This is a genomic window from Chitinophaga sp. HK235 (assembly GCF_018255755.1).
GTDB lineage: Bacteria > Bacteroidota > Bacteroidia > Chitinophagales > Chitinophagaceae > Chitinophaga.
In genome coordinates this window covers 2,178,943-2,200,249 of the sequence record NZ_CP073766.1, presented here as the reverse complement: position 1 = coordinate 2,200,249, position 21,307 = coordinate 2,178,943, and the positions used below count along the sequence as shown (strand labels likewise).

21 protein-coding genes and 1 tRNA gene are annotated in these 21,307 nt (G+C 47.1%); 15 read left to right on the top strand and 7 right to left on the bottom strand.

Going from position 1 to position 21,307, the window contains the following annotated elements:
• The first annotated feature begins 91 nt into the window (after positions 1-91).
• Genes KD145_RS07120 through KD145_RS07105 form a run of 4 tightly spaced genes read left to right on the top strand, consistent with a single transcriptional unit; the run spans position 92 to position 3,503 of the window.
• A complete protein-coding gene (locus KD145_RS07120) occupies positions 92-1,000 on the top strand; it encodes an ABC transporter ATP-binding protein (protein ID WP_212005214.1) in 909 nt (302 codons plus the stop codon).
• A gap of 3 nt (positions 1,001-1,003) precedes the next feature.
• Complete coding sequence (locus tag KD145_RS07115) at positions 1,004-1,777, top strand: ABC transporter permease (protein ID WP_212005213.1); 774 nt, start codon at positions 1,004-1,006, stop codon at positions 1,775-1,777.
• Positions 1,778-1,792: 15 nt separating this feature from the next.
• Positions 1,793-2,842, top strand: coding sequence for a sensor histidine kinase (locus tag KD145_RS07110; protein ID WP_212005212.1), 1,050 nt, complete (start codon positions 1,793-1,795; stop codon positions 2,840-2,842).
• Complete coding sequence (locus KD145_RS07105) at positions 2,817-3,503, top strand: LytTR family DNA-binding domain-containing protein (RefSeq protein WP_212005211.1); 687 nt, start codon at positions 2,817-2,819, stop codon at positions 3,501-3,503. Before KD145_RS07110 ends, KD145_RS07105 begins: the two co-directional genes overlap by 26 nt.
• On the opposite strand, the gene KD145_RS07100 is transcribed toward KD145_RS07105, so the two are convergent.
• Positions 3,490-4,026 (bottom strand): hypothetical protein, encoded by a 537-nt coding sequence (locus KD145_RS07100; protein WP_212005210.1) that lies wholly within the window; start codon positions 4,024-4,026, stop codon positions 3,490-3,492. The two genes, KD145_RS07105 and KD145_RS07100, sit on opposite strands and share 14 nt — an antisense overlap.
• 26 nt (positions 4,027-4,052) lie before the next feature.
• Here KD145_RS07100 and KD145_RS07095 point away from each other — a divergent pair, with 26 nt between their 5' ends.
• Complete coding sequence (locus tag KD145_RS07095; RefSeq protein ID WP_212005209.1) at positions 4,053-4,565, top strand: 2'-5' RNA ligase family protein; 513 nt, start codon at positions 4,053-4,055, stop codon at positions 4,563-4,565.
• Here KD145_RS07095 and KD145_RS07090 read toward each other — a convergent pair.
• From KD145_RS07090 to KD145_RS07080, 3 genes are all read right to left on the bottom strand, one after another.
• Positions 4,549-5,289 (bottom strand): protein phosphatase 2C domain-containing protein, encoded by a 741-nt coding sequence (locus KD145_RS07090; protein WP_212005208.1) that lies wholly within the window; start codon positions 5,287-5,289, stop codon positions 4,549-4,551. The two genes, KD145_RS07095 and KD145_RS07090, sit on opposite strands and share 17 nt — an antisense overlap.
• Before the next feature lie 92 nt (positions 5,290-5,381).
• Positions 5,382-5,861 carry a hypothetical protein gene (locus KD145_RS07085; protein ID WP_212005207.1) on the bottom strand — a complete coding sequence of 160 codons (480 nt, stop codon included), beginning with the start codon at positions 5,859-5,861 and terminating at the stop codon, positions 5,382-5,384.
• A gap of 283 nt (positions 5,862-6,144) precedes the next feature.
• On the bottom strand, positions 6,145-7,017 hold the full coding sequence (locus KD145_RS07080; RefSeq protein ID WP_212005206.1) for an AraC family transcriptional regulator: 873 nt from the start codon (positions 7,015-7,017) through the stop codon (positions 6,145-6,147).
• 91 nt (positions 7,018-7,108) lie between these two features.
• Here KD145_RS07080 and KD145_RS07075 point away from each other — a divergent pair, with 91 nt between their 5' ends.
• Positions 7,109-8,494, top strand: a complete 1,386-nt coding sequence (locus KD145_RS07075; protein ID WP_212005205.1) for an MFS transporter — start codon at positions 7,109-7,111, stop codon at positions 8,492-8,494.
• A gap of 11 nt (positions 8,495-8,505) precedes the next feature.
• Positions 8,506-8,892 (top strand): DUF4440 domain-containing protein, encoded by a 387-nt coding sequence (locus KD145_RS07070; RefSeq protein WP_212005204.1) that lies wholly within the window; start codon positions 8,506-8,508, stop codon positions 8,890-8,892.
• Here KD145_RS07070 and KD145_RS07065 read toward each other — a convergent pair.
• From KD145_RS07065 to KD145_RS07055, 3 genes are all read right to left on the bottom strand, one after another.
• Complete coding sequence (locus KD145_RS07065) at positions 8,889-9,302, bottom strand: MarR family winged helix-turn-helix transcriptional regulator (RefSeq protein WP_212005203.1); 414 nt, start codon at positions 9,300-9,302, stop codon at positions 8,889-8,891. The two genes, KD145_RS07070 and KD145_RS07065, sit on opposite strands and share 4 nt — an antisense overlap.
• A 3-nt stretch (positions 9,303-9,305) precedes the next feature.
• On the bottom strand, positions 9,306-9,680 hold the full coding sequence (locus tag KD145_RS07060; protein ID WP_212005202.1) for a VOC family protein: 375 nt from the start codon (positions 9,678-9,680) through the stop codon (positions 9,306-9,308).
• Positions 9,681-9,759: 79 nt separating this feature from the next.
• On the bottom strand, positions 9,760-10,854 hold the full coding sequence (locus KD145_RS07055; protein ID WP_212005201.1) for a winged helix DNA-binding domain-containing protein: 1,095 nt from the start codon (positions 10,852-10,854) through the stop codon (positions 9,760-9,762).
• An 88-nt stretch (positions 10,855-10,942) separates the two neighbouring features.
• Here KD145_RS07055 and KD145_RS07050 point away from each other — a divergent pair, with 88 nt between their 5' ends.
• The 8 genes from KD145_RS07050 to KD145_RS07015 all read left to right on the top strand — a co-directional run bounded on the left by KD145_RS07050 (position 10,943) and on the right by KD145_RS07015 (position 21,297).
• On the top strand, positions 10,943-11,236 hold the full coding sequence (locus tag KD145_RS07050; RefSeq protein WP_212005200.1) for an isochorismate lyase: 294 nt from the start codon (positions 10,943-10,945) through the stop codon (positions 11,234-11,236).
• A 54-nt stretch (positions 11,237-11,290) separates the two neighbouring features.
• Positions 11,291-11,366: transfer RNA gene (locus KD145_RS07045), tRNA-Lys, on the top strand.
• A 216-nt stretch (positions 11,367-11,582) separates the two neighbouring features.
• Positions 11,583-12,593: a YhcG family protein gene (locus KD145_RS07040; protein WP_212005199.1), complete on the top strand. Its 1,011-nt coding sequence runs from the start codon at positions 11,583-11,585 to the stop codon at positions 12,591-12,593.
• A gap of 537 nt (positions 12,594-13,130) precedes the next feature.
• On the top strand, positions 13,131-13,739 hold the full coding sequence (locus tag KD145_RS07035; protein WP_212005198.1) for an RNA polymerase sigma factor: 609 nt from the start codon (positions 13,131-13,133) through the stop codon (positions 13,737-13,739).
• A 99-nt stretch (positions 13,740-13,838) separates the two neighbouring features.
• Positions 13,839-15,020: a FecR family protein gene (locus KD145_RS07030; RefSeq protein WP_212005197.1), complete on the top strand. Its 1,182-nt coding sequence runs from the start codon at positions 13,839-13,841 to the stop codon at positions 15,018-15,020.
• 175 nt (positions 15,021-15,195) lie between these two features.
• Complete coding sequence (locus KD145_RS07025) at positions 15,196-18,840, top strand: SusC/RagA family TonB-linked outer membrane protein (RefSeq protein ID WP_212005196.1); 3,645 nt, start codon at positions 15,196-15,198, stop codon at positions 18,838-18,840.
• Positions 18,841-18,864: 24 nt separating this feature from the next.
• Positions 18,865-20,340: a RagB/SusD family nutrient uptake outer membrane protein gene (locus KD145_RS07020; RefSeq protein ID WP_212005195.1), complete on the top strand. Its 1,476-nt coding sequence runs from the start codon at positions 18,865-18,867 to the stop codon at positions 20,338-20,340.
• Between the two features lie 27 nt (positions 20,341-20,367).
• Positions 20,368-21,297 carry an ABC transporter ATP-binding protein gene (locus KD145_RS07015; protein ID WP_212005194.1) on the top strand — a complete coding sequence of 310 codons (930 nt, stop codon included), beginning with the start codon at positions 20,368-20,370 and terminating at the stop codon, positions 21,295-21,297.
• The last annotated feature ends 10 nt before the right edge of the window (positions 21,298-21,307 follow it).

The window sequence follows — 21,307 nt, the reverse complement described above, 5'->3', positions numbered from 1 at the left end:
CTTACGCAGAAAAAGCTGCCGGAATCACAAAGTAGCCGTCCATCGTGCTGACGGACAGCCTATTTTTGAGCCAGCCATCTATAACCTGCATATGAATTACGCACTTGAAGCTCACCAACTCAGCTACCGTTTTTCCTCAAAGGAAACAATATTGCAGGATGTTCGCCTGCTGGTGCCGGAAGGGGCCATCTATGGTTTCCTGGGTCCTAACGGTGCCGGCAAAACGACGACGCTGCGCCTGCTGGCCGGCTTGTTACGAAAACAGGCCGGCACTATCCATATCCTGGGCCATCCGGCTGACCGGCACCGCCTGGAAGTAATGCGCCGGACAGGCTGTCTGATCGAAAGCCCTGCGATATATGAGCATCTCAGTGCTACCGAAAACCTGTCTGTTCTCCAGAAAATTTATCAATGCCCGAAAGCCAATGTGGGCGCAGTGTTACAAACAGTAGGGTTGGGCGCGGTGGCCAACAAAAAAGCCGGACAGTTCTCCCTGGGAATGAAACAGCGGCTGGCACTGGCCATGGCCATGCTGCACCAGCCTTCCCTGCTGATACTGGACGAACCCACCAACGGACTGGACCCCAACGGCATTATAGAAATGCGCGAGCTGCTGAAAAAAATCAACCGCGAACAAGGTATTACCATCCTCATCTCCAGCCATCTGTTGCCCGAAGTGGAGCGGCTGGCCACTCATATCGGTATTATCAACAAAGGCAGGATAGTGTTTGAAGACAGCCTGGAAGCACTGGCCCGCAGACGCCAGGAAACACAAGGATTCCTGCTGGATACGACCCATCCTGCGGCAGCGCTGCAACTGCTTAGCCACCAGCAGGTGGAGGCCTGCGCCGAAGCCGGCCGGATCAGGATACCGGCACTGCCTGAAGAGACCATTGCGGCGCTGAACAGTCTGTTGGTGCATCATGGCATAGGCGTTTTTGGTATACAGGCTGTCCGAAATGACCTGGAAACAATTTTTATGAACCTCATCAATGCATAACCTATGATTGCTTATATCTATAGTCTTCAAAGCGAATGGCTGAAGAAACGGCACAGTGCTGCAGCCTGGCTCACCATTGCCGGTGGTCTGTTTATACCCCTGATCATGTTGTGCATCCGGTTTTATTATTTTGATCAGCTCCGGAAAACAAATGCAGCCCCCGATATATGGGAGCAGCTCTATAACCACGCCTGGCAATATATGGGCTTCTTTCTGCTGCCAATAGGGGTGATACTGACCACCAGTCTGGTTACCCAGCTGGAGACCAGGAACAACACCTGGAAGCTGCTGCATGTAACACCGCAGCGACCCAGCACTATCTTTCTGGCCAAACTGACGGTTATCCTGCTGATGCTGCTGCAGTTTTTTCTGTTGTTTAATATCGGTATTTATCTTACTGGCATAGTGCCTGCATTGCTGGTGCGGGATGTTCCCTTTCCCGCTGAAGCTTTTCCCTGGGTGAAATACCTGTATGGCAACTGGCAGTTTCTGGTGGCCTGTTTGCCGATAGTGGCGCTGCAGTATTTACTGGGGTTGCTATACCGGAATTTCCTGCTGCCCCTCGGCGTAGGACTGGGCCTTTATATCGCCGCTATGATCGTCTTTAAATGGAAATATAGTTTTATAATTCCTTACATTTATTGCGTCCTCGTGTTCAACAACAGCTTTAATCCGGTGGACCGTCCTGTGAGTATACAGATGCTGGCTACCGGTTATTTTTTACTGTTCAGCATATTTGCATACGTGTTTTACATCAACAAAAAAGAAAAAGGGTAAAACAACAGTTCGGTTATGAAAAAATCCGCGGTCATTCTTTTACATACAGGCTATTGGCTGCTGTATTACCTGTTGATACTCTGCTTTGCACTGGTGGTTGTCAAAGGAGGAATGTTATCCTGGCAACTGGCAGGTATCTTCATCATCCCTCCGATAGCGATCTTCTGCTTTGCGCCGGGCTTGCTGGGGTTCTATACTTTTTATGCGGTATTGTTTAACCGGTATCTTAATAAACAGCGGATAGGAACACTTTGTATAGCCGGTGTGGTGGCGGCTCTGGCCATCGGTACACTGGTTACCTGTTTTTTATTACCCTGGAATAACCGGATGACCTTTCAGCAGGACCTGACGATGGTTTTGCTGCTGTCTTGTCTGGCTGCCATACATGGTGTTATCGGCCTGGTCATGAAAGGTTTTATCAGCTGGTATGGTGATATCAAACTAAAGGAAGAACTGAATAAAAAGAACTTCGATATCTCCATGGCACTGATCAAAGCACAGATCAACCCACACTTTCTTTTTAATACGATCAATAATATTGATGTACTGATTTCCAAAGATGCAGAAAGGGCTTCCCTGTATCTCAACCAGTTGTCGGGTATTATGCGTTTTATGTTGTATGAAGCGAGGGCAGAGCAGATCCCGCTTTCGCGGGAACTGATGTATATCGATCAGTATATCGCGCTGCAACGGATACGCTCGTCCAATGCCAGTTATGTGACCTACCAGGTAGAAGGAGAGCCTGGCAACCGGATGATTGCCCCTATGCTTTTAATTTCCTATATAGAGAATGCTTTCAAACATGCAGAACATAAAAAGGCGGAAGATGCCATTCATATTCATCTGCAGATAGAGCCGGAACGCCTGGTGTTTGACTGCCGCAATCTGTACAGTACACAGCCGGCCATCAGACAGGAACACAACGGGCTGGGCAATGAGCTGTTGCAAAGAAGGCTGACATTATTGTATCCCGGGCGCCATCAGCTCCATATTACCCGTGAACAAGGCATTTATCAAGTAAACCTGATATTGGAGACTTATGAAGATCAATTGCATCATTGTTGAAGATGAGCCCCTGGCATTGGAACGGGTGAAGGGCTATGTAGAAAAGCTGCCTTATCTGCAGCTGATGGGTACATTTGATAACGGTATGGATGCGATGGTATTCCTGCGGTTACATCCGGTACAGCTGATCCTGCTGGATATCAACATCGGCGGGATTTCAGGGATACAACTGCTGGAAGCGGCCAATGCCAGCTGCGAAGTAGTACTGATCACTGCTTACGAAGAATATGCTATAAAAGGTTATGAACTGAATGTGACCGACTATTTGTTAAAGCCCTACACCTTCGATCGGTTTATGCAGGCCATGGACAAAGTACAGCATAATCTGTCACGTCAGGCGCCGGCAGTGCCTTCCTTCATCTTCATAAAAACGTCTTGGCGGCTGGAAAAAGTAGCGTTGGACGATATTCTTTATATAGAAGGTAAAAGGGACTACCATAAAGTATATACGCTGCATAAGCAGATCATGACCTTGCAGCCCTTTGGTTGGTTCGAGCAGAAACTGCCACCGGCGCAGGTTTGCCGGGTCCATAAGTCCTATATGGTAGCCATCAGCAAAATAGACAGTATAGAACGTGATGGTATTCGTATTGCCGGTATTACCATCCCTGTTTCAGAGACCTATAAAAAAGATTTTTTTGCCCTGATCACCCGCGGGTAGTTTTGCGGCTGAGCAACAAGGGTAAAAAGAAGAACCCAAGTGCCGCTAATAGCTGATATATACCAAACTCCGGACCCATGTACAATCTGCTATGGAGAGGATTTCCCGTTAATATAAATAGCTGCAGTGTCACATATTCAGCAAAAGGAATGTAGTTGAGCGTTATGGCCAGCACAAGGGTGAACCAAATGGAAGAAGCCCATTTGCGCTTAAAAACAAAAAATGGAATAATACTCAGGAACAGGGATTCGATTAACGTCAGTCGGTAGATGGGGTGGTCCTCAAATGGTTTGTCGGTAAAACCTTCTGAAAACAGATACATCAGCCAATGCAGAAACAGGGAAAGTAAAACGAATATAATGCCCGCGCTGCCTGCAATGATATTGGCCTTCTGCAAGTACCGGGGCCGGATCTCTCTGAGAGCCGGTAAATAGCGGGAGCCCAGCAGAAACAGGACGATGGCAATACCATAACCTTGTACCAGATAAAGTAAAAAGGAGTATAAATAAGCTACAATGGGCATAAGCTGTTAAATTTGCATGTTAACATATGCATTTACTACAACCTAAACCGGTAATCGTCACCCTGGAGATAGCACCCTCCGATATGGCCGTATTCAACCGGCTGCGGGAGGCTCATTTTCCGGGGCATGCCAATTACCTGCAGGCACATGTGACGTTGTTTCATAAATTGCCGGGCATGGAACCATCTATTCCGGAAGTATTGGCGTGTAATAGCCGAAGATCGTCTTTTTCACTGCTGGTAGAAGACATTGTTAACTTTGGTACCGGTGTCGCCTATACGCTTTGCTCATTAGAATTGCAGGAGCTGCATGCCAGCCTGCAAGCCGCTTTTGATCCCTGGCTGGTACGGCAGGACCGGCAACCACTCCGTCCACATATTACCATTCAGAACAAAGTAACGGCCTTTAAGGCTGCGCAGCTGCATGCCCAACTTAAGCAGGAGTTTGTTCCCTTCTCTATTACTGCTACCGGTTTTGCTACCTGGGCTTATCTGCGTGGCCCCTGGAAAGCGCTGGACAGGTTTATGTTTGCTGAATAACCCGGATGACGGCAATATCATCGGTGGGTTTTAGCCCATATACATGTTCGAGGGTTTTCAGTTTCCGGTCAAGCATATCCTCCTTGTCCATGTCTGACTTGTCGTGCAGTAGCAGTTCTACCGGATCTTCCATCGGAATATCCACAGTGAGGCAGGGTTTGAAGAACAGGATACCGTCTGTAGCAATACTGACATCCTGAATATTGGGAATGAAGATTTTCTGGGTGAGGGAAAGATACCATTGATCAAAGTTGTGATGAAGATGGAAACCCAGATAATCTGGTTTGTTGTCGTGATCAAATTCGGTGAGGTGGCCGTTAATACTCACCAATCCATCCCCGATGGCCAGTATGATGCCGGTGTTTTCTTTTTTATCTGCCAGAAAGAGGATCAGGGTGGTAAGCAGGTCCTGTTGCTCCAGCAGCAGCTGTTCCTGTATCTGCTTTAAGGAGGTCATGAGTTCAGATAAGATCAGTTTTAGCTGATCGTCCAGGCTGGGGTCAGGTTTTCCTGGGTTGTACAGTTCCAGGTATCCTTGCGTGATACAGATTTTTTTCAGGATACGGGCAACGAGGGTGGAGGCGAAGTAGCTGTCGCGGGCCATGGTGCAACCGTCCATAACGGCCATCAGCAGCCTGTTGGTACCGATGTTTTCAATAACATAATAGTCTTCGCAGTGGTTGAGGTGAAAGTCTCCTATTTGCAGGGTGGCATAAATCTTCATAGTGTTGGTGCCCGAAAGTAGTCATTGTTGGCCGTATGGCATAAAAAAAGCGTCTCCATGGAGACGCTTTAATATCCGGATGTTAAATGGACTTACTGATTGGCAGCTTTTTTCTTTTTAGCATGGTCCACGATAGCACCAGTACCAGCTCCTACGCCGGCGCCGATGATAGTACCGATGGCAGCACCTTTTACGTGGTCGGGGTTGATGATAGCACCGGTGATGGCACCTGCGCCTGCACCTACCACAGCGCCTTTAGCAGTATGGCTCCAGCCTTTTTTCTTTTTGGCTACCCGAGCGGGTGCCGGGGCCGGGGTGTTGTCTGCGGCGGCAGTGCTGGGAGCTGCATAGCTGTTAGGTGTAGCTGCTTCCATTGTTTTGCCTTTATGTGCGGAGTGCTTAACGGCATTCATAGAATCTATCACCTGCTGTTTGGCAACGTTGATCGCATTGATGGAGTCAATGGTCTCTTTTTTTGCTTTTTCAACTGCGGCAGCAGTGTCGCTGCTGTTGTTATTACTGCAGGAGAAAAGTGTTACTACAGTGGCTAAGGCTAAAACTATCTGTTTCATGGTTTAAAATTTTGGAAAATTTTAGGTTTGACCAGCAGCAAGCGAAAATTATGCCATATGCTAAATTTCTGTATATATTTTGTTTAGAGAGCAGGTAAAAGCAACGCCAGTACGAGGGTTTTCATGTTTGCAGGGGTTATCGTCCACCACAAAAATACTACGGGGTTTCAGTAGTAGGTATGGCAGTCAGCAATCAGTAGAGCTACTGAATACGGCGTTGTGTCAGCCTGGCCATGAAGATGTTGGGTACCCGGAGGCCACCACGCGAAAGGCGATCTGCAAATTATGCCGGCAGCTGTTTCCGGGTCTGTTTGCGGTGTGCGCCGGGAGTGATCCCTCTGTGTTTTTTAAAGAGGCGGGAAAGGTAACTTTCATCTGTAAACCCCAGCTCCTCTGCTATTTCACGCACCCGCATATTGCTGTAGGACAATCGTATCTCCACCAGTTTCAGCTTATAACTGATGATATAATCCTGTATACTCTGACCGGTATGTTTCTTAAAGTACTCACCGAGGTAATGTACCGACATGTTGAAAGATGCGGCCAAAACGTGCATGCGTAACCGCTCGGGATGATAAATATGTTCCTGAAGATAACTGATCATGCGGAGCACGGAGTACTGGCCGCTGTTTTCATGTACATCCGGAGATTCGGAGCGCAGCAGGTTGCGGGCGATCAGATTGAGGAGTATAGAAATTGATTGCCGGATGATCAGCTGGTACCCTTTACCATGCAGCTGTTGCTCGCGGGTAATGTTGCCGAGTAATGCATGGGCCATGTCCTGATCAGCCGTGTCGTGGAAGATGCAGCCGGCTTTGGCGTGGAGGTTATTAAAGATGTAGTCGGTCTTTTTCATCCAGTCACACATCTCAAGTCGCGACACTTCATCTTTCAGCTGTGTAATAAAAAGCTGGGTGAACCGAATAACGGTAAAAGCCGTTTTCTCCTGTATGTCGTAGTGGTAGCGGTCTTTGGGCGACAGCAAAAACAATTTTCCCTGGTGGTAATCATATCGGTTGTCATTGACATAATGGTATCCCCGGCCTTCACGTACATACACGAGCTGGAAGAAGGGCTGTGGCTGGCGGGGAGCCTCCCAGGTTTCCTGTTCTTCCAATATGATATCGTATGGTTCCTGCAGCAGTTTGTTGAACATAGTGCAAAAGTACAGGCAAAACCTTTTAAAGTGCCATTTTTTATTGTACAAACCGGAGTTTCTTTGCGGGCATAACAGCAGAAGATTTATTATGGAAGAAATGGATGACCGCCGTTGGTGGGCACTGGCAGTGCTTTGCATGGGCGCATTTTTATCGCCTCTGGATTTTTTTATTGTGAATGTGGCCTTGCCGGCCATTAAAAGCGGACTGAACGCATCAGAGGGGGCTTTGCAACTGGTGATAGCTGGCTATGGGGCATCCTATGCGGTATTTGTTGTGACTGGTGGCCGGTTAGGAGATATTTACGGACGGAAACGTATTTTTTTGCTGGGGATGATGTTGTTTACGCTCACCTCCGGTATTTGTGCGATGGCAACAGATATTCGTTTGCTGATAGGGGCGCGGATTGTACAGGGTTTGTCGGCCGCTTTGCTGGCACCGCAGGTATTGTCTACTATCCGGGTAATTTTTCCGGCTAAGGAGCAGCCGCTGGCCATGGGTATTTTCGGGGCGGTGTTTGGACTGGCAGCCATTGGTGGGCAGCTGTTGGGCGGCGTGCTCGTTGAGGCCGGTATCTTTGGCTGGACCTGGCAAAGCGTGTTTATGATCAATATACCGGTGGGCATTATTACAGGTATAACGGGCAAGTATATACTAAAAGAGAACCGGCCTCCTTTCCGGCAGCAGCTGGATATACTGGGTATGCTACTGATCACGCTGACGTTGTTGTTGTTTATTTACCCGATTATTATGGGGCGCGAGGCGCATTGGCCGGCATGGATATTTGTGTGTTTGCTGGGGGCAGTGCTGGCCGGTGCCTGTTTTGTATATACGGAACAGCTTATGCTGAAACGTGGACGGGCTCCATTGATACAGCTACCCTTGTTCAGGGACCGGCATTTTGTAAACGGGCTGGGCATCATTTATCTGTATAATCACACCGCTGCTTTTTTTCTGGTATATCCTTATTATTTACAACATGAGCTGCACCATGATGTATTGTCAGCCGGGTTGTCGGTGCTGCCTTATGCAGCGGGGTTCTTTGTGGGACCTTTGATCAGCCCGATGCTGGCCAGGAGGTTGGGCACTTATATCATTGGCCTGGGGCAGGGTCTGCTGGTGACGGGCTTTAGCCTGGTGGTGATAAGTCTGCTACAATCACCGGAACCGGGTCTGCTATTACAGGCAGGGTTGTTCTGCGCGGGCATAGGCCACGGTATAGTAATGCCTTCCATCATGCGTATCATACTGGCAGCAATGCCAGGGCCGGTAGCTGGTCAGGCTGCAGGTATTGTGAGCACAGCTATCCAGGTGGGAGGCGTAATGGGTGTGGCCCTGCTGGGAACCTTGTTTTTCGCCCTGCTGGAGCATTTTATTGCTCCAACAGCGTTGGGCATTACCCTGGGATGCCTGGCAACACTGGAGTTGCTGGGACTCGCGTTGGTCATCTCCCTATCATCATCCACAAAAAAATAAAATCAAGTAATATGGACAATCTCAGTAAAGCAAAAGAAGAAGTTATCCGGTTTAGTGAGCATATAACAGCCTGGTTCAAGGGGGAAGAGCGTGTAGCCGCTGCCGGTAGTGAAGGCGTGCTACAACGTATCAGCCCCGACTTCCGGATGGTATCGCCCAACGGCGTCAGACGCGACCGGCAGGACCTGGCATCCTGGCTGCCAGCGACTTTCGGACAATATCCGGAAATGCGTATAACCATTAAGGATATGCAGGGCTATGCCACTCAGCATCATGCGCTGCTTACCTATACAGAAATACAGCACGATGGAACCAATGAAAACACCCGTTATTCCAGTGCTGTATTTATCCGTGAGGGAGAGCAGATGGTATGGCTGAACCTCTGGGAAATGCCTTAGAGCCCCGCTTTCAGGTTCTGAATGATCTTATCCAGGAAAAGGATGGTGTGGGTATAGTCTTCCGGACGAGTACCTTCCAGCATCTTTTCCTGGACTTTTTGTTGCCTGGCGGCCATGTCGGCAAAGGCTTCTGCACCAGTATGCGTAAAGCGGCAGATATTGTCCTGAAAGGTAATCCAGCCACGGGTTGTGAGCATATCCACTATTTCCTGTAATGTTTCAGGAGTGATAAAACGCGCCACCTGTGGGTAATATTCATTCAGCGATATGCTACCATGGGTAGAGATATTTTTCAGTACCTGCCAGTGAAAGCGGGTAAGGTCCATACTTTCGAAGGTACTGTTGAAGGTGGCTGTGATCAGGCTGTCAGCTTCTTTGAGATACCATCCGATGGGTTTAAGGTTTTCCATGTGTCAGTTGTTATTGGCAGTGGTGATTTCGATCATGATGTTGTCGTAATGGAAGTAGAAGCCGAATGTTTTCCGGATCTGTTTAGGAGCCTGTGTCAGTAATATGCCGCCATCCTGTAGCTGTTGCCAGGTATGGTATACTGCTGCTTTATCGGGCAGATAAAATCCAATGTGGAAGGCATCAGGATAGGAGTGGTTCCCGTTTTCGTTTAGCCGTTCCTGCATGAGTACCAACAGGAAGCCATCTTGTCCGTTCAGTACGGCGAGGGTGTCGTTGGGTGGAGTGTCGCTGTTATGTTGAAAGCCGAGATAAGTCTGGAAAAAGAGGCTGGCCTGGGAAACATCTTTTACGGTTAAGTTTAAGTGATTGATAGTCATTGTTTTGTTTATTTTAAAACGAATGTTCGTTCTTTTTTGTTGTGCAAATATAATCGAATGATCATTCTTTTAAAATTTTTTATTTCAGGCTTACGGGTAAGCCGGTGAAATCACTGTATTGTTGAATGGCTGCCTTCAGCGCTGGCTGATATGATTTTTTCAGTGGTTGGATGGGTTGCAGTTCGAGGAGTATATCATTTTTCCGGACGCTGCGTTTCCAGGTGCCGGTGATCTGTCCATCTACCACTATCACGGGCCCGAGGCTGGCCATAGGAGGGAGGCTGCCGTTGATCAGCAATTGCTGGATATCTCTTTTTTTATAGGCTACAGTAAACTCATCAAAGGCGGGCAGCAGGAAAACGGAAGGCTGAGAGATCGGATGCTGCTGCTGATCGGGCGACATCCAGTAGGTCTTACCATCTACCGCTACAGATACCAGTTCGTCCTGAATCGAGTCCAGTCCTCTTTTGGCTTCTGTGACTGTCAGTCCGGACCACCAGGCGTAGTCCTGTAAGGTAGCAGGGCCATGGCTGGTAAAGTATCGCAGGGCCAGCGTAGCCAGGGAGGCTTCCCGACTTAAAGGCGCCACCGGAGGCACGTGTTCTTCCAGCAGTACATAGGTGAACTGTTTCCCATGCCTTGGACCACTGCAGATGATACGGTCCAGTTCTGCATGCATCAGCAGGGACCCCAGGCGATATTCATCTGTAGAGATACCCGCTTCACGAAGGGCAGGCGCGATCTGCAGCCGGCTAAGCTGTTGTTTGTCACGTAACAGTTTCTCCAGTATTTTATGACTCTTTGAAATCATTGCCGGAGTGATACCCCAACGGTTATCATTATACGAACAAAATGCTTTGATCCGGGGAGCGGTGAGTTCCAGCATCCAGCGCAGGTCCTGGGGCGCCACAAAATGCCAGGTAGGACGCAGCACATGCGTACGGATAATGGACCAGTTGCCCATGGCATTGTCCAGCATGGTTTCGGTAATGCCGTTCAAACGTTGACCTATGGCCCATTTGGAGGCTGCATAGTCTTGTGCCTGTATCGCACCCATCCACGACACCAACGCGGCCGGATCCCTGAATTCCGGAGTCAGGAGGTGCTGGTATTGCAGTCTTTGCTGTGTAATATCAAAAGCATTCATGGTTGTTAAGTTAGCGGTTCCTTTCATGCCAACAAAGAAATAACCACCTGGTGACAACAGTGTGTCAGTTGAAATAAAAATTATTTTTACCTTACTTCAAAATCCTGCTCCACCCATGAAACAGCCACATGAATGCTCCGATATGACCGAGATCCGCCAGGAGATAGACCGCATCGATCATCATATCATCCAGCAGCTCGCCGAACGTTATGCTTACGTACAGGCTGCTGCTAAATTTAAAACCGACGCCACCGCAGTAAAAGCACCGGAACGATTTAAAGCCATGCTGCAGACAAGACGGGAGTGGGCTGCCACGGAAGGCCTCGATCCTGATGTGATCGAAAAAATGTACACCGACCTCGTGAATTATTTTATTTCAGAAGAAATGAGTCACTGGAAAAAACAATAATTTTTTGGAAGTGTTAAATAATTGAATATCTTCGCGCTCCGTTTAAGGAAAAATGATTCCGTAGCTCAGTTGGTAGAGCAATACACTTTTAATGTATGGGTCCTGGGTTCGAGTCCCAGCGGGATCACCACAAGATTATCAAAGAAAATTAAAGCCGCTTAAATCATGGGATTTATGCGGCTTTTCTGTTTTTAGATAAAAAGATAAATCATATCAAACGAATCTGAAAGGATACACAAAAAAATTTAGGATTAGTGTATCCTTCATCTGAAACCTACTTTATGTAAAAGGATCTCTACTAGATTTTTTCATGTAAGTTTGAACTACAGAACATAATTCGTGCTTTATGCTAAAGAAGTCATTTCTCTCAGATATTAGAAATATGCTTTCTACAGCCAGGCAAAAAGCATATGCCGCCATTAATTCTACAATGGTGGAAGCCTATTGGCTTATCGGAAAGCGTGTTGTTGAGGAAGAGCAGAATGGAAAAGAAAAAGCTGATTATGGCACTTTCCTTATAAAAGAGCTGGCAAAACACTTGACCGAAGAATTTGGAAAAGGATTTGACGAAAGGGAATTGCGACGTATGCGACAATTTTTCCTGACATTTCCAATTCGGGACGCACTGCGCCCCGAATTAAGTTGGACACATTATCGAATACTACTGCGTGTAGAAAGCCCAACTGCCAGGGATTATTATGTAACTGAAGTCGCTGCACAATCCTGGAGTACCCGCCAGCTAGAGCGAAACATTAATACGCTTTATTATGAGCGATTATTATCCACACAAAATAAAAGGGCTGCCTTAATAGATGAACAGGACATGGAGAAGATATCATCTAGTGATATTATTAAAAATCCATATGTTTTGGAGTTCTTAGGGATGCAGTGGCCAACTGGGTATTCAGAAAGTGAAATTGAGTCGGCGATAATCAACAATTTACAGTCGTTCTTATTAGAGCTAGGTAAAGGCTTTTCGTTCGTTGGCCGTCAATATCGTATTAAAACAGACACAAAAGTCTTTTATATTGACCTGGTATTCTATAACTATATTCTAAAGTGTTTTGTACTAATAGACCTGAAAATAAATGAATTAACACATCAGGATATTGGACAAATGGATATGTATGTCCGAATGTTTGAGGATCTGAAGAAAACAGAAGGAGATAACCCTACTATTGGAATTATTCTTTGTGCTGAAAAGGACCACACAATAGTTAAGTATAGTATACTTGAAGAAAATAAACAACTTTTTGCATCTAAGTATCGACTTGTGCTCCCTACAGAAGAAGAATTAAGAGCTGAGCTTGAGCGTGAAAAGCAATTAATTCACGAACAGATTACACGAAAGGAATAGATACTCTTGAATCTGAAGACCAAACTGGTAGAAAATAAGCTACCAGGAGGATACAAAATCGGATACAGTAGCTTTTAAATCCTTGAAAAGTGGCGCTAATTAAGCCTTTGATATAGTCCCAGCGGGATCACAGACAAGTTTCAAACCTCGCGCATAGCGCGGGGTTTTGTTTTTTAGTCGAGTATTTAGTCGGGTCCCGTTTGTATAACCTCATTTTCTTTGCATCTGAATCAGATAGTAATTCTCATATGTTTCCAAATGTTCTGTTCATAGAACGATCATATTCTTACAACATTTTCGCCTTGGAATTTAAAGCTTACCTACTGTATTAACATTACTTACATTCCCCAAGAGACCGCTTGCTGAAAAAATCCATAGTGTAATAACACCTTGGCTGGTCAGTATATGGCAGATGCCTGCGCGCCACTGCCAGTGCGGACTACCTCAGGAGATATACACCATGGAAAATGGAATAATTATTTGGACGACAAATTTTTTGCATTAAATTTAGCCCCATTGAACACCAACCATTAAAATTTGTCAAGCAACTTTTTAGATAATGAAAATGCGCTTATTCAGCAGATAACGTCTGGCGATGAGCAAGCCTTTGGAGTCTTTTTCTCCTACTATTACCCGCAGTTATTTTCGCTGGTTCGCCGATTTTCCCTTAATGATGAAGATGTGCGTGAAGCGCTGCAGGAAACATTTCTGCAGGTATGGCTGCAGCGCGATATGCTCGTGGAAATCCGGCATATGCGGGGATGGCTGCTGCGTATTGCCAGCCGGCAATGCAGAGCGATACTACGCAAAAACCTGTTGATACTCCGTAGCGAAAACAAGGTATATGAGGATGTTTTTTCTGAAGGCCAGTCAATAACAACGACAGAACCCACGACCGTAGCTGAAATAACGAAGCTGGTGCGGGATGCCGTTCAGCAAATGCCCGATCAGCGCCGGCGTATTTATCAGTTAAGCCGGGAAGAAGGGCTGAAACCCTCCGAAATCGCAGTACAGTTATCTCTCTCCGTGAACACCGTGAAGAATACGTTGGTAACTGCATTAAAGCAGATCCGTGAACATTTGACGAAGGCAGGTTATCCATTACCCTGGCTACTGGTGTACCTGATGTTTTTTAGCCGGATATGAAGGTTATAGGCATCCGCTTTTTGCTTATCAGAAAATATTTTTTTTAGAAGATTAGTACGTTTGTTTTTCCCGCGCCACTTTAACTATGAATCTCGAATTATGGATGCATCCCGTTTTAGTTATTTACTGGAACAATATAAGTCCGGCCACCTCTCTGCCTCCGAACAGGAGGAGCTGTTTGGTTTTGCCGGAGAAGGAGATGAGCATGACTGGCAGGAATTATTAAGTCCATGGATGAACGAAGAAGCTGGCCTGGCGGAAAAGCTGGACCAGGAGCTTGTTGCGGGGGAACTGGCAATGGTATTGTCGACCGACAGGCAGACTCCTGACGATTTACGTGAGATGCCGCCTGCTGTTCACCGGATCCATTTTATACGTCGCTGGGGATGGGCTGCGGCCGTGCTGGCGGGCTTGCTGACAGTGGGCGCTTATTATTTTATTGATCACAGCGAAGAGCCATCCGGAAATACGATCGCGAAGATATCCGATGTTCAGCCGGGTTCGAGTAAGGCGATCCTTACGTTGGCTGATGGCTCCCATATCACACTTGATAGCACTGGCAACCAGGTTATCCTGCAGGGAATAGCGGCTGTACATCAGCAAAATGGTAGCCTGCAGTATGAAGTAAAAGGACAGGAAACAGGTGTCGGTTATAATCAGTTGAGTACTCCACGGCAAGGGCAGTTCCGGCTGGTATTGGCAGACGGCACAAAAGTCTGGCTGAATGCTGCCAGCTCTATCCGCTATCCAACAGCGTTTACCGGAAAAGAAAGAAGTGTGGAAGTAACCGGCGAAGCCTATTTTGAGGTAGCCGCGAACGCGCATCAACCATTTATAGTAACAGTGAACAATACAGCAATACAGGTATTGGGGACCTCTTTTAATATTAATGCTTATCCGGAGGAAGGCCATATGAGTGCCACCCTGGTATCGGGTTTGATAAAAGTAAAGACCGGGCAGGAAAGTCTTTTGTTACAGCCCGGCAAAACAGCGGCTGTAATGCCCGATGGAAGCACCACGGTTTCAACTGCTAATCTGAAAGCGGTGATGGCCTGGAAAGAAGGTTTCTTCTGGTTTGAGGACGCAGATATTAAAACAGTGATGCGGCAACTGGCTCGCTGGTACAATATAGAAGTGGAATTCCGGGGAGCAGTGCCCAAGACCACTTTCAGCGGAGAAATTGAAAGATCGCTCACCCTCGAGCAGGTATTGCAGGGACTGGGATCTAATGAATTACATTATACTTTCGGGAATGGAAATAAGCTTATCATTCAACAGTAACACAATGCCATAATAAAAGCCAAAATCAAGCAGCAGGGAAAATCCTGAAACAAGTTGGTGAACAAAATGAAAAAACCGGGTGTCAGAGAGGCGTCCTGCCCCCGGCTTGTCATGACGTTTAACTTGAATCAGCATAAACTGCTGCTCATTTCTTAAACTCAAACGATGCAAGAGTATGCAAATTAAAGGTGGCAATGTCCCTATCATCCTTCCTATGAGGAGAAGAGAGCGTACAAGAATCAAAAACCAATCATTCAGTAAAGCCGGCAGTGTGTTGCTGCTGGCGCTACTACTGCAACTCAGTACGGCCGTGCAGGCACAAAAAGTAAGCTATTCAGGGAAAGCATCGCCTGCGCAACTGTTTTCCGTGCTCTCGGAGCAAACAGGGTACAAATTCTTTTATACGAATGATGGCCTTACCGGCATGAAGCCTGTTTCGGTGCAACTAAAAGACGTGCCGCTGGAAAAAGCATTGAGCACTATATTGGAGGGGCTGCCATTGGAATATGTGATCCAGGGCAAGACCGTATTTATCCGGAAAAAGGCCGGGGTGAAAAATTCACTTGTTCAGGAGCAGGAACAAGTGCAGCAGGAGTTGCCACGTGTGCATGGTATCGTAACAGATGAGCAAGGAAACCCGCTGCCCGGTATTACAGTCATGACAAAGCGCGACAAACGTGCTGTTGCAACAAATGAAAAAGGCTTTTTTGTGTTTCCCGCAGAGAAAGGCGATACGCTGGTATTCAGGAGTATCAGCTATGAAACACGCCTGTTGCCAGTAAGATTCGGTGAACAGATGAGTGTGACCCTGAAACAACAGTTGTCACAATTATCAGCTGTAACCGTAGTATACAATACTGGTTACCAGCAGGTGAGCAAGGAAAGGGCTACTGGCTCCTTTGCTAAACCCGACATGGAGATTTTCCGGAATCGGGTAGGCAGCCGGGATGTAACAGATATCATTGGCCGACTGGATGGACAGGTGGCTGGTCTCACTGTGAAATCTGGTCTCAACAATGTAAGGGGCGGAGCTAATAGCAATGGCATTACATCAAGGAGAAGCCTGATCCGGGGAAATAGCAGCGTAATGCTGGATATGGAGCCGTTGTACGTAATCAATGGTATGGTTTCACCTGATTTCAGTGCCGTGAACCAGGATGATATCGAAGACATCACTGTGCTTAAAGATGCGGCAGCAGCTGCGATCTACGGTGCCCGGGCAGCTAATGGCGTGGTAGTTATCACTACACGTGAAGGTAAAAAGAACCAGCGCATGAACATTGATTATAATGGTTCCGTAACTGTTCAGAGCAAGCCGGAGTGGGCCCATGATCCAATGCTTAACAGCAGGCAATACATACAGGCGGCCCGGGAGGTATTTGACCCGGCGCGCTTTTCATGGACCAGTGTTGCCACCGGTTATGTAGCTCCTCACGATATGATCCTTTACAACCAGTATCGGGGACTAATTTCCGCAGATCAGGCCAACAAAAGCCTGGATAGTCTGGCCAACATTGATGGAAGATCACAGATGTTAAATCTTCTCACCCGGCCTTCTGTCACTAGCAGCCATACCATATCTGCCTCCGGCGGTACAAACATATATTCCTATTACCTTTCCCTGGGTTATGTAAATGTTCAGGGCATCAATAGAGGACAGGAGAGCAACAGCTACAGGCTGAACCTCACCCAGCATTTAAATGCCGGCAAACGCGTCACCATAACGTTGAATACGGCATTGAACAACACTGTCAGTACCGGTAAGGGCATACTGAGCCTTGCGAATGATGTGCTGCCTTATCAGCAGTTCCAGGATGCAAATGGGAGAAGCATCAATATGCCTTATATGACAGGTTATGGCGATTCGCTTCGGCAGGATTACCAGGCTCGCAGCCGTATTAACCTGGACTATTACCCACTGGATGAACTCAACAACTACCAGCAGTATAAACAGACCAATCTGAGTGCGAATGTAAACGCCAGAGTGGGCGTAAAGCTCTGGAAAGGTCTTCGGTTTGAGGGTGTTTACGGTTATCAGAAAACCCCTGGTACCAATGATATTTATTCCGACGGTAAGAGCCTCAATGTGCGAAAAATGCAGCTGAGCCTTACCGTAGCGCCTACGGCTGCTTCCACACCTGTGTATTATTTCCCGCTGACAGGTGGCACTTACAACACCAGCACCAACGACCAGCATAACTGGGTGGTGCGTAACCAGTTGGTGTATGAGGCCAAGCCACGTCAGGGAAAAGATGCACTTACCCTGCAGGCCGGGCAGGAAGCGCAGGAACAATACGCCTATAACTCCAGTGTTAACATATATGGATATAACCGGGATTTGGGTACCTATCCGATGCTGGACTATCTTACCATGTCCAAAGGAGTACCAGGCACTATAACCGGTACAGGGTATCTCAACGGTACTTTCTACACGGTTGCCCGAACCATCACACGTTTTAATTCCTACTTTGCTTTGGCAAGCTACTCCTTTAATCAGAAGTACAGTGCTGACATGAGCTGGAGACAAGACCAGAGCAGCCTTTTTGGTAGTGACGTGTCTTCCCAGAACAAACCGGTATGGAGCCTGGGTGGCAAATGGAGGATAGATAAAGAGTCATTCATGTCAGGGATCAAATGGATCGATGCGCTTGCGCTGAGAAGTACTTACGGACTTCTGGGAAATTCCCCTTACGTAGGTGCGGCAACGTTGTATGATGTACTGAGACCCAATGCACAGGCATCAAGCGGTGGTATAGGTGGAGACGCCCTGACTATCTCCAGCGCGGCCAATAGAAAACTCTCCTGGGAAAGTGTGAAAGTTATCAATGTGGGGATCGATTTTGCCATGTTCCACAATCGCATCAATGGTAGTATTGAAGGATATAATAAGACAACAGTTGACCTGCTCAGTTTTCTCCCTGCAAATCCATTTACAGGATTCTCTCAAATCACCGGTAATCTCGGAAAGGCAAATAACAAAGGGATAGAGATCACGCTGAATTCAGAGAACATCCGCACTAATAATTTCAGGTGGACTACCCGATGGGTCTTCGGTTACAACCAGAATAAACTGGTATCCTGGGGGGCAAATTCGCCGATATATAACTCAACAAGTTCTAAAATAGCGTCTTCTAAGGTGGCTGGTTATCCACTCGGTGCAGTGTTCGCTTACAATTATGTAGGACTCGACAGTTTGGGCGATCCGCAAATAAGACTGGCCAATAACAAGGTGACCAAAAATCCCTACATCGCAACTGGTGACGACCTGGTATATAAGGGCGTTTCACAGCCCAAATTCAGTGGAGGACTTACCAATACTTTCAGTTATAAAGGTATTTCCCTGTCTGCAAATCTCATCTACAGCCTTGGTCATGTGATGCGCAGGGTGGTGAGCTTTAAAAGCTCCGGCCGTCTTTCTGACCGTGCCTACTTCGAAGGTAATCTCAGAACAGATTTTCTTGACCGCTGGAAAAAGCCAGGCGATGAAGCATTTACCAACGTGCCTTCCTATGTTTCCAGTCCGGCAATTGATTTTACCCGCAGAAACATGGACTACTTTAACTATGCTGACATAAATGTCGTAAGCGCTTCCTATATAAAACTCAGGGATATTTCCTTGTCATACGAGCTGCAGCCGGCTTTAGTGAAATGTTTAAGGTTACAACGTGCCAGTGTCTTTGCGCAGGCCGGCAACTTTATGATATGGAAAGCCAATCATTACGGCATTGATCCGGAATACAATGCGGACCCGCTTAACGGAAGTGGTTTTTATCCGGTGTCTAAACACAGTTATAGCCTGGGGTTAAGAGTAACACTTTAATCTGATTTTAAACAACACAGTATTATGAAGAAATTACTATATCTCCTGATCTGCGTCATAACCCCTGTAGCTTTTACCGCTTGTAACAAAAGTTTTCTGGAGGTGGTGCCGTTGGGCAGCCAGGTGGCATCGTCTACGTCCGATTATGATAAACTGATGAACAGTCCTGATTTCTATCAGGCGCGTGGTGGTGGAGGATGGCAGGAAGAAGTATTAATGGGAGATGACCTGGCCGCAGAAGATGGGCTGTTCAGTCCTGTTTCCCAACATATGACCAGGCTTTTCCAGTGGCAGGATGTGATCTACTATCCGAATGATGCATATCAGCGTCAACCATTGTTGCTGAGCAGTCTTATGACCAATCAGTATCAGTTGAACAAGATCATTAATGAGGTGCTGAATTCCAGCGGAGGAACAGATGTACAAAAAAGAAGCATCCGCGCTGAAGCCCGGGCAACCCGTGCCTGGAGCAATTTCCAGCTCATTAATCTTTATGCAAACCCATATCAGGCTGCTACTGCAGGCACTGATCTGGGTTTTCCTATTATTACGCAGACAGATATCACAGCTACCGTATTTAAAAGAGGTACTGTGCAGGAAATGTATGATTTTATTATCAAGGACCTTACAGAAGCCCTGCCCGACTTGCCGGTAGTTCCAAGTATCCGTACCCGTATGTCCAAACCGGCAGCAGAAGGTTTGTTAGGTAAAATATACCTGTTTATGGGTCGTTATAATGACGCGTTGCCAATGCTGAATGCAGCTTTCAACGACCTGGGAACTGCCAGTGCCCAATTGTATGATTATAACCAGACCATGGGAACCGGCGGCGCGTTCTTGCCTATCAGCACCAACTATGGCCCAACTAAAGGACCTGGCAATAGTTATATTGACATGACAGAATCCGTGCTCTTCAAGGTTTATTATAATGCCGGATTTAATGGGAATTTTTATGGTAATAATGGGTTGGTGCTGACACCGGAAACAGCAGCCCTGTACGGAGCTTCCGATCTTCGCTTGCTCCTGTATACTAACAAGAATCCTGATGGTTCCCTCAATGCAGGTGGACGCCTGAGAAAATATGGTGTGCAATACAGCAGGTATGGGCTGGAGTTATCAGAATTATATCTGTTGCGTGCCGAATGCAAAGCACGACTCAACGACCTGCCAGGTGCAATAGCTGATGTGGAAACGCTCCGTGCTCACCGCATGCCGGCAGCAGACGCGCCCGTGCCAGCCACGGTGGCCGGCGATCAGGTAGCACTGATCAAATTCATTATTGAAGAGCGCATCCGTGAATTTGCCATGGAAGGCTATCGCTGGTTTGATATGCGCCGCCTTTCTGTAGACCCACTGTTCGCCGGAATAACGTTTACGCATACACTGTATAAAAAGGATGGTAGCACAATGTCATATACGCTGCGCCAATCCGACCGCCTGGTCTTGCAGCTACCGTACCTTTTCATGCAATACAATCCAGGCATGCCTAACAATCCATAAATCATAGCAATAATAGCAATAAACATAATGAACAGCATCGTAAAAATTGAGCATCTCTCTCACAAGTATTCCGCTGCCTGGGCGATCCGTGATATCAACATGGAATTCAGCCAGACGGGCATAGTGGGACTATTGGGTTCTAACGGCGCGGGAAAGTCTACCACAATGAATATCCTTTGTGGAACGCTTAATCAAACCGAAGGACAGGTGTATATTAATGGATTCAACATGAGAGAACAGCCGCAGCTGGCCAAAAAAGAAGTGGGTTTCCTGCCACAGCAGGCGCCCCTTCACCTGGAGCTGACGGTAGACGAGTACCTGACCTATTGTGCCAACCTGCGGCAGATGCCGAAAGATAAGGTGCAGAAAGCATTAGCGGAAGTAAAGGAACGTTGCAGTATTACCCATTTCAGCAAGCGGTTGTTGCGTAACCTCTCTGGCGGTTACCGGCAGCGTGTGGGTATCGCTCAGGCTATTATTCACCGTCCCCGCCTGGTGGTGCTGGACGAGCCTACCAATGGCCTGGACCCTAACCAGATCATTGAAGTAAGAGCGCTGATCAAAGAGATAGCGAAGGATTGCCTCGTCATCTTTTCATCACATATCCTCACGGAAGTACAACTGCTCTGTAAAGACATCAGGATGATTGAGGGTGGCAGAATTGTTTTTGCTGATACGATGGACGCCTTTAATAATTACGTGGAACCACGCAGTGTGGTCATACACCTGGAAAACGCACCGGCTGAGGCAGCACTGCAGCAAGTAGCTGGTGTAGCGAAGGTGGAGTTCCTTACAGAAAAGCTGCTGCGGATACATTTCGACTGCGACCAGGAAATAGCCGAAAGGCTGACTGCTGCTGCAGTGCATAATGGCTGGCGCCTGCGTGAGATCAACTTCGATAAGACCGCGCTGGATACCATCTTCAAACAATTGTCCATCAAATCCTCTCAATCTTAATTCTCTGATC

Bases quoted from the DNA above. Each gene is read 5' to 3' on its own strand.
- KD145_RS07120 (WP_212005214.1), top strand. From the start codon at position 92: ATGAATTACGCACTTGAAGCTCACCAACTCAGCTACCGTTTTTCCTCA.
- KD145_RS07115 (WP_212005213.1), top strand. From the start codon at position 1,004: ATGATTGCTTATATCTATAGTCTTCAAAGCGAATGGCTGAAGAAACGG.
- KD145_RS07110 (WP_212005212.1), top strand. From the start codon at position 1,793: ATGAAAAAATCCGCGGTCATTCTTTTACATACAGGCTATTGGCTGCTG.
- KD145_RS07105 (WP_212005211.1), top strand. From the start codon at position 2,817: ATGAAGATCAATTGCATCATTGTTGAAGATGAGCCCCTGGCATTGGAA.
- KD145_RS07100 (WP_212005210.1), bottom strand. From the start codon at position 4,026: ATGCCCATTGTAGCTTATTTATACTCCTTTTTACTTTATCTGGTACAA.
- KD145_RS07095 (WP_212005209.1), top strand. From the start codon at position 4,053: ATGCATTTACTACAACCTAAACCGGTAATCGTCACCCTGGAGATAGCA.
- KD145_RS07090 (WP_212005208.1), bottom strand. From the start codon at position 5,289: ATGAAGATTTATGCCACCCTGCAAATAGGAGACTTTCACCTCAACCAC.
- KD145_RS07085 (WP_212005207.1), bottom strand. From the start codon at position 5,861: ATGAAACAGATAGTTTTAGCCTTAGCCACTGTAGTAACACTTTTCTCC.
- KD145_RS07080 (WP_212005206.1), bottom strand. From the start codon at position 7,017: ATGTTCAACAAACTGCTGCAGGAACCATACGATATCATATTGGAAGAA.
- KD145_RS07075 (WP_212005205.1), top strand. From the start codon at position 7,109: ATGGAAGAAATGGATGACCGCCGTTGGTGGGCACTGGCAGTGCTTTGC.
- KD145_RS07070 (WP_212005204.1), top strand. From the start codon at position 8,506: ATGGACAATCTCAGTAAAGCAAAAGAAGAAGTTATCCGGTTTAGTGAG.
- KD145_RS07065 (WP_212005203.1), bottom strand. From the start codon at position 9,302: ATGGAAAACCTTAAACCCATCGGATGGTATCTCAAAGAAGCTGACAGC.
- KD145_RS07060 (WP_212005202.1), bottom strand. From the start codon at position 9,680: ATGACTATCAATCACTTAAACTTAACCGTAAAAGATGTTTCCCAGGCC.
- KD145_RS07055 (WP_212005201.1), bottom strand. From the start codon at position 10,854: ATGAAAGGAACCGCTAACTTAACAACCATGAATGCTTTTGATATTACA.
- KD145_RS07050 (WP_212005200.1), top strand. From the start codon at position 10,943: ATGAAACAGCCACATGAATGCTCCGATATGACCGAGATCCGCCAGGAG.
- KD145_RS07040 (WP_212005199.1), top strand. From the start codon at position 11,583: ATGCTAAAGAAGTCATTTCTCTCAGATATTAGAAATATGCTTTCTACA.
- KD145_RS07030 (WP_212005197.1), top strand. From the start codon at position 13,839: ATGGATGCATCCCGTTTTAGTTATTTACTGGAACAATATAAGTCCGGC.
- KD145_RS07025 (WP_212005196.1), top strand. From the start codon at position 15,196: ATGCAAATTAAAGGTGGCAATGTCCCTATCATCCTTCCTATGAGGAGA.
- KD145_RS07020 (WP_212005195.1), top strand. From the start codon at position 18,865: ATGAAGAAATTACTATATCTCCTGATCTGCGTCATAACCCCTGTAGCT.
- KD145_RS07015 (WP_212005194.1), top strand. From the start codon at position 20,368: ATGAACAGCATCGTAAAAATTGAGCATCTCTCTCACAAGTATTCCGCT.